4 protein-coding genes are annotated in these 7,235 nt (G+C 68.5%); 1 reads left to right on the top strand and 3 read right to left on the bottom strand.

Annotated elements, in window-relative coordinates:
- Positions 1 to 472: 472 nt before the first annotated feature.
- From ABDW61_RS17850 to dnaE, 3 genes are all read right to left on the bottom strand, one after another.
- Positions 473 to 1,771, bottom strand: a complete 1,299-nt coding sequence (locus ABDW61_RS17850) for a patatin-like phospholipase family protein (protein ID WP_343640550.1) — start codon at positions 1,769 to 1,771, stop codon at positions 473 to 475.
- Positions 1,772 to 1,919: 148 nt separating this feature from the next.
- Complete coding sequence (locus ABDW61_RS17845; protein WP_343640548.1) at positions 1,920 to 2,240, bottom strand: helix-turn-helix domain-containing protein; 321 nt, start codon at positions 2,238 to 2,240, stop codon at positions 1,920 to 1,922.
- Positions 2,241 to 2,318: 78 nt separating this feature from the next.
- Complete coding sequence (gene dnaE / locus ABDW61_RS17840) at positions 2,319 to 5,885, bottom strand: DNA polymerase III subunit alpha (protein WP_343640547.1); 3,567 nt, start codon at positions 5,883 to 5,885, stop codon at positions 2,319 to 2,321.
- A 59-nt stretch (positions 5,886 to 5,944) separates the two neighbouring features.
- On the opposite strand from dnaE, the gene ABDW61_RS17835 reads away from it, so the two are divergent.
- Positions 5,945 to 7,024 (top strand): peptidylprolyl isomerase, encoded by a 1,080-nt coding sequence (locus ABDW61_RS17835; protein ID WP_343640545.1) that lies wholly within the window; start codon positions 5,945 to 5,947, stop codon positions 7,022 to 7,024.
- Positions 7,025 to 7,235 lie beyond the last annotated feature (211 nt).

The following is a 7,235-nucleotide window of genomic DNA, read 5'->3' as shown; positions in this document are numbered from 1 at the left end:
CTCGGATGCCCTGCGCACTCCTCAAGCTCAGACGAGCCCTCGGAGAGCCCGTGGGCGCTTCGCTGGGGACGTGCTTGGCCTAAGCTCGTGGCGGGCACCAGTCAAACCGCGTTTCCACACGGCCTCATCCCCGAGCCGACCGCAGTACCCATATAGCGCAACAGGACAGGCGGCTTCCACTCCAGGGTCGCACCAATACCGCTGCCCTATGGCGATTCCCCGCAGAGTCAGCAATCGCAATCAAGCGGTGCGCATCGTCGTACTCGCAAGTGGCGGAGCTGCCGTCCGGCTGCGTTGCCTTCTTCGATTGGACAGCGCGCGATTCTGCCAAGGGGAGATGTCGCCCACGGGAGATTCGCCGCTCTTTGCAGATGTCACCGCTGCATCACGGGACCAGATGCGGACGGCGCTTGGCTGCGCATGACCGATCCAGGCCCGGCCGCATTCCGCAGACCAACTCTCCGAACGGAAATCAAGCCACCAGCCGGGGCGGTCCAGGCGGATTCGGCGGGATCTGCAGCGCGAAGCCGCCAGCGCGCCTGCGCATCGTCGCCGGGTCCACCTGCGGCGGCTGCGCGGGCCAGTCGAAGAACTTCTGGATCTCGCTGCGGCGCGCCAGCGTGTCGGCCATGCCCAGCGTGATGAGCTCGCTGGTGTACTCCGGCTCGAAGAGCAGGTAGCTGACCAGCGCCGAGCCGCTGGCGGTCGCCCCCTCGCCCGACACGCCGACCCCGCGCAGCAGCCCGCGGATCGCCGGCGGCAGCGCCCCCTGATGCTCGGCGGCGAGGCTGTCCAGCGGCCGGCTCGGCGCGATGACGAGCGCCTCGATCGGCTTGAGCGGCGTGTTGCGCAGCGCCTCCTCGGGCAGCAGCGCCAGCGTGCTGTTGATGCGCTTGAGGCGCTCGATGTCGACCGCCAGCGCGTCCAGGAAGATGTTGGACAGCGCGTGGCCGGCGATCTGCGCCAGGCTCGGATGGCCCGTCGGCACGGGACCATGCTGACCTTCGCCACCCGCCTCGTGCATGCGGCCGGCCCCGATCACGAGGACCTTCTCCGCCCCCAGGTGCACGGCGGGCGAGATCGGCGCCGTCTGGCGCATCGAGCCATCGCCGAACCACTCCACCTGGCCGTCCAGGTCCAGCGGCTCGGCCGGGAAGATGAAGGGGATCGCGGAGGACGCGACCAGGTGCTCGATGGACAGCCGCGGGATGCGCGTCGCCAGGCGCTGCGTGCGGATCCAGGGCTCGCGCTGCTGGTGGGTCTGATAGAAGGTGACGTGATGGCCGGAGGTGTAGCTCGAGCCGGACACCGCCAGCGCATCGATGTAGCCCTTGGCAAGCATGTCGTCCAGGCGGTCCATCTTGATCCACTGGGCCAGCAGGCCGCGCAGCGGCGTGTTGTCGAGCAGGCTGCGCGGGCGGGTGCGGCGCCAGCGGTTCAGCGCCCAGCCCAGCGAGACCATGGTCAGCCACTTGGCGCCGGAGCGGATCACGCCGAAGGAATCGGCGGCGTAGACCTGCTCGACATGGATGTTCTGCCAGATGTACATCAGGCCGTCGACGGCGGAGCAGAAGTCATCGGCCTGACAGGCCAGCGTGGCGGCGTTGATCGCACCGGCGGAGGTGCCAGCGATGACCTGGAAGGGGTTGTCGCCAGTGGTGCAGGCGTCGCGGCGCAGCTGGGCGATGGCCGCCAGCACGCCGACCTGATAGGCCGCGCGCGCGCCTCCCCCAGTGAGGATCAGGCCAGTCTTGGGCTTGCCATCCCGCATGGGGCGCAGCTTACGCCCGGCCAGCCGTTGGGGTGTCGCCGGTTTACCCGGCAAATGGGGGATGGCGAACAGCCCGGATCGCGAGCGATCCGGGATCAGCGGCGCCGGTCGCCCCGGCGCGGTTTCAGGTCCGGCTTGGACGCGGCGCTCATCGGGGCTTCCTCTTTGCGTGCACCGTCAGCGGAACGGTGTCCGCCATCAACTCGACCAGTTCCTTGTCGGAGCCCAGATTGGACAGCGTGTCGAACGTGCCCTCCAGGCCCAAGGCCCACAGAACCATGAGCACGGAGCCGATCTGCACCGTGGGCGCGCCTCGTTCCACCGCTGACAGGGTGCTGAGACCAATGCCCGCCTTCGCGGCCAAATCCGGCTGCGTGATCCGACGCGCCCGCCGGGCCAGTGAAATCCGCTCACCGAGCTCGGCCAACGAGTCCTCGACGATGAACGGCAAACTCTTAATACTCTTCATATAGCAAGATTTTTAGCTCAAAAATCTTGCTATAGCAACTTTTTAACTCGACAGCCCGGCAACTGACCGGGCCGGCGCTCATCCGCCCGCGTCGTACACGATCTCCGCCGGCTTGAGTCTCTCCAGCGCCTCGTCGCTGGGCCAGAACTTGCCCGCGCCGCCCAGGCCGAGCTCGGCCATCGCGCCATCGCGCTTGATCGGAATGCGCAGCTCCAGCCCCTGGCTGAGCACGCCCTGCTCCGTCTCCACCCGCTTGGCCGGCCAGCTCTTCACCAGGTCCAGCACCGCCGACGCCGGCAGGTTGGGCGCCGTGCGCAGGTAGCGCCCGAAGCGCGCCCGCGCCGCCGCCAGGCTGAACACCTGTTGCACGTTCATCCGCAGCCCGCCCGAGAAACGATCGTTCTGCACCTTGCCCACCGCGATGATCAGTTCATCCTCGGCCAGCAGCTCCTTGTTGGCGTTGAGCAGCTCCTCGTTCGCCACCGCCTCGATCGCATCGGTCTTGTCGTCGATCTTGAAGATCGCCACCCGCCCGCGCGAGCCGTTGATCACCCGCATGTCCGACACGATGCCCGCCACCGTCGTCGGCTCGCGGCTGTCCTGCAGGTCCACGATCCGGCGCTTGACCATCTTGCGCAGCTCCGTCTCCGCCTGGTCGAACAGGTGGCCCGACAGATAGAAGCCGATCGCCGTCTTCTCCAGGCTCAGCCGCTCCTTGATGCCCCAGGGCGGCACCTCGACGAAATCCGGCTCCGCCGTCGACGAGCCATGCGCGCCGTCGAAGTCGAACAGCCCGCCCTGGTTCACGTTCTGCGCCAGGTTGTCCGCATACGTGTAGCCCAGCGCCACGCTGGCCAGCAGCCGCGCCCGGTCCGGATGCAGCGCGTCGAAAGCGCCCGCCTTGATCAGCGCCTCCACCACGCGCTTGTTCACCGCCTTGCGGTCCACCCGCGCGCAGAAATCGAAGAAGCTCTTGAACGGGCCGCCCTCGGTGCGGGCGCGCACGATCGCCTCGATCGCGCCAGCGCCCGTGCCCTTGATCGCCCCCAGGCTGTAGTTGATCTTGCGCGCGCGCGGCGTCAGACCCGGCTTGCCGCCCTCCTTCGGCGCCGTGCGCACCGTGCCCTCGTCCGCGCCCATCGGCTCGAAACGCCCCACGCCCAGGTTGATGTTGGGCGGCTCGAACTCGATCCCGAACAGCTTGGCGTCATTCATGAGCACCTTGAGCTTGTCCGTGTCGTCCGATTCGATCGTCATGTTCGCGGCGAAGAACTCCGCCGTGAAATGCACCTTCAGCCAGCCCGTGTGATAGGCCAGCAGCGAGTACGCGGCCGCGTGCGACTTGTTGAAGCCGTAACCCGCGAACTTCTCCATCAGGTCGAAGACCTCGTCGGCCTTGTCCTGGTCGATGCCCTTCTCCGCCGCGCCCTTGCGGAACAGCTCGCGGTGCATGGCCATCTCTTCGGCCTTCTTCTTGCCCATCGCGCGGCGCAGCATGTCCGCGCCGCCGAGCGAGTAGCCGCCCAGCACCTGGGCGGTCTGCATCACCTGCTCCTGGTAGACCATGATCCCGTAGGTCTCGGACAGCACCGGCTCCACCAGCGGATGCGGGTACTCGACCACCTCCTTGCCGTGCTTGCGCGCGACGAAGCTCGGGATCAGGTCCATCGGGCCCGGCCGGTACAGCGCGTTCAGCGCGATCAGATCCTCCAGGCGCGAGGGCTTGGCGTCCTTGAGCATGCGCTGCATGCCGCTGGATTCGAACTGGAACACAGACTCCGTCAAACCATCCGAGAACAGCTTGTAGGTCCGCTTGTCGTCCAGCGGAATGGTCTCGAACGCGAAGTTCGCCTGGTCCGGATAGCGCGCGACGATGAACTCCTTGGCCAGCTCCAGGATGGTCAGCGTCGCCAGGCCCAGGAAGTCGAACTTGACCAGGCCGATGGCCTCGACGTCGTCCTTGTCGTACTGGCTCACCGCCGAGGTCGAGCCCGGCTGCTGGTACTGCGGGCAGAAGTCCGTGATCTTGCCCGGCGCGATCAGCACGCCACCGGCGTGCATGCCGATCGAGCGCACCGTGCCCTCCACGCGCGCCGCCATCTCCAGCAGGCCGGCGACTTCCTCGTCCTGCGCCTCGCGCTCCTCGATCTCGGGCGACTCGTGCCGCGCGTAGACCATCTTGGCCTTGTCCGGATCGAAATCGGGCGGCAGCTTGGCCAGCGTCACCGTCTTGCCGGGCGGGGCCGGGACCAGCTTGGCGATCGAGTCCACATGGCCGAAGCCCATGCCCAGCACCCGGCCGATGTCGCGCAGCGCGCCCTTGGCCGCCATCGTGCCGAAGGTCGCGATCTGGCTCACCGCCGGGCGGCCGTACTTGTCCTTCACGTACTCGATGACGCGGTCGCGGTTGCCCTGGCAGAAGTCGATGTCGAAGTCGGGCATCGACACCCGCTCCGGGTTCAGGAAGCGCTCGAACAGCAGGTTGTACTGCAGCGGGTCCAGGTCGGTGATCAGCAGCACGTAGGCCACCAGCGAGCCCGCGCCCGAGCCCCGGCCCGGGCCCACCGGGCAGCCGTTGTTCTTCGCCCAGCGGATGAAGTCACCCACGATCAGGAAGTAGCCGGGGAAGCCCATCTTGATGATGGTCGCGAGCTCGAACTCCAGCCGCTCCACGTAGCGCGGCCGCGCCGCCTCGCGCTTGGCCTCGTCGGGATACAGCAGCCGCAGCCGGTCCTCCAGGCCCTCGTAGGAGAGCATGCGGAAGTACTGCTCCATCGGCATCGGCGTGCCGTCGGCCTGGATCGGCGTGGGGAAGTTGGGCAGCTGCGGCTTGCCCAGCACCAGCGACAGGCTGCAGCGGCGGGCGATCTCCACCGTGTTGGCGATCGCGCTGGGCAGATCGGCGAAGAGCTGCTCCATCTCCGCCTGCGTTTTGAAATGCTGGCTGGGCAGGAAGCGTTTGACCCGCTTCGGATTGGCGAGCGTGTCGCCGTCGGCGACGCACACGCGCGCCTCGTGGGCCTCGAAGTCGTCCTCCTCCAGGAACTGGATCGGATGGGTCGCCACGACCGGCAGCTGCGCCTTCGCCGCCAGCGGCACCAGTTGGCGCAGCAGCGCCTCCTGGCCGGGCAGGCCGGCGCGCTGCAGCTCGATGTAGAAGCGGTCCGGATAGATCGCCGACAGCCGCCGCGCCCAGTCCAGCGCCCGCGCCTCGTCGCCGGCCACCAGCGCCTGGCCCATCGGGCCGAACTGCATGCCGCCCAGGCAGATCAGGCCCTCGTGGAGTTCCTGCATCCATTCCAGCTTCAGCAGCGCCTGGTTGCGCTGCACGTTCTGGATCCAGGCGCGCGACAGCAGCTCGCTCAGGTTCAGGTAGCCCTGGTAGTTCTGCACCAGCAGCAGCACGCGGCTGGGCGGCTTGTCCGCGGCGTCGGGTTCCAGCCAGACCTCGGAGCCCAGGATCGGCTTGACGCCGTTCTTGCGGCAGGCGTTGTAGAACTTCACTCCGCCGAACATGTTCGCCAGGTCCGTCAGGCCCAGGGCGACCTGCTTGTCCTTGGCGGCCGCCTTGGCGGCGTCGTCGACGCGCAAGGTGCCGTCGACGACTGAAAACTCGGTGTGGATGCGGAGGTGAACGAAAGCCATCCCGGGATTGTAAGAAGGCTATGCTCGCCTCCCATCGAACACTCCCACGGAGCGCCCGGATGACGATGTCGACCTCGCTGACCCTGCTGGCCGCGCTGACGCTGACGGCCGCCCTGCCGGCCTCGGCCGCGGCCCCCGCCGCCGCGCCGCGGCCCGCCACCGAGAAGGCCGCACCCCGGGTCGCCGCCCAGCCGGCCTCGGCGGCCGCGAAGCCGGTCCGGAGCAGCGCGGACATCCTGGCCACGGCGCCGGCCGCCGATTGGCGCGACGTGGATCCGGACAACCTGCTGGTCATGTCGCTGCCCAAGGGTCAGGTCTTCATCGAGCTTGCGCCGCGCTTCGCGCCGGCCCATGTCGACAACATCCGCGCGCTGGCCCGCGGCGGCTACTACGACGGTCTGGCGATCGTCCGCGTGCAGGACAACTTCGTCACCCAATGGGGCGACCCCGATGCCGACGACGAGGAGGCCGGCATCAAGGGCAAGGCCAAGCCCTTCCCGGCTGGCGCGAAGGCCCGGCTCCCGGCCGAGTTCTCGATCCCGCTCAAGGGCGTCCCCATGACGGTGCTGCCGGACGTGGATGGGTGGGCGCCGCGCATCGGCCAGGTGGATGGATTCCCGGCCGCCGCCGATCCGAAGACCGGGCGGGCCTGGCTCGCGCACTGCTACGGCAGCGTGGGCGCGGGCCGGGGCAATGCGGTCGACTCGAGCACCGGGGCCGAGCTGTATGCGGTCATCGGTCACGCGCCGCGCGGGCTGGACTTGAACATTACGGTGGTGGGCCGGGTGCTCAAGGGCATGGAGTTCCTGTCCTCGCTGCCGCGCGGTGGCGCGGCGATGGGTTTCTACGACAAGCCCGAGCAGCGGCTGGGCATTGAGCGCGTGGCGCTCGCGTCGGCCCTGCCGGAGGACCAGCGTCCTTCGTTGCAGGTGCTGCGCACCGACACCACGACCTGGCAGGAGTTGCTGAATGCGCGCCGCCACCGTGGCGGCTGGTTCGTGCACAGCCCTGGCTACACGGACCTGTGCAGCGCCTCGGTCCCGGTTCGAGCGAAGCCTGCGCCGGCCGCCCCCGCCGCGGCCGCATCGGGTCCTGACGTCAAGCTCAACGAGCCCAAGTCTCCCGCGACTCGCCGCTGACCCGCGGGGCCATCCCGACGCCTTTCCGGCGCCTGGCGCCGGCAAGGTCAGCGAGTGCGGGTGGGGCCGGAATGGTGCTGGGGGTTCGCGGACGCGATGCCCCCTGCACCGTGGAGTGCCCGCGCCAAGCCTCCCGAAGTGATGCCCTGTTCAACGCTCCTACAATCGCGCGTTTTGCTGATCCTGCGCGGGTTGAACGCTCGCCGCACCG

This window comes from Roseateles sp., from assembly GCF_039595595.1.
Taxonomy (GTDB): Bacteria; Pseudomonadota; Gammaproteobacteria; order Burkholderiales; family Burkholderiaceae_C; genus Roseateles.
The sequence above is the reverse complement of the archived record's forward strand: the minus strand, read 5'-3'. Positions and strand labels throughout refer to the sequence as shown.

Bases quoted from the DNA above. Each gene is read 5' to 3' on its own strand.
- dnaE (WP_343640547.1), bottom strand. From the start codon at position 5,885: ATGGCTTTCGTTCACCTCCGCATCCACACCGAGTTTTCAGTCGTCGAC.
- ABDW61_RS17835 (WP_343640545.1), top strand. From the start codon at position 5,945: ATGACGATGTCGACCTCGCTGACCCTGCTGGCCGCGCTGACGCTGACG.
- ABDW61_RS17850 (WP_343640550.1), bottom strand. From the start codon at position 1,771: ATGCGGGATGGCAAGCCCAAGACTGGCCTGATCCTCACTGGGGGAGGC.
- ABDW61_RS17845 (WP_343640548.1), bottom strand. From the start codon at position 2,240: ATGAAGAGTATTAAGAGTTTGCCGTTCATCGTCGAGGACTCGTTGGCC.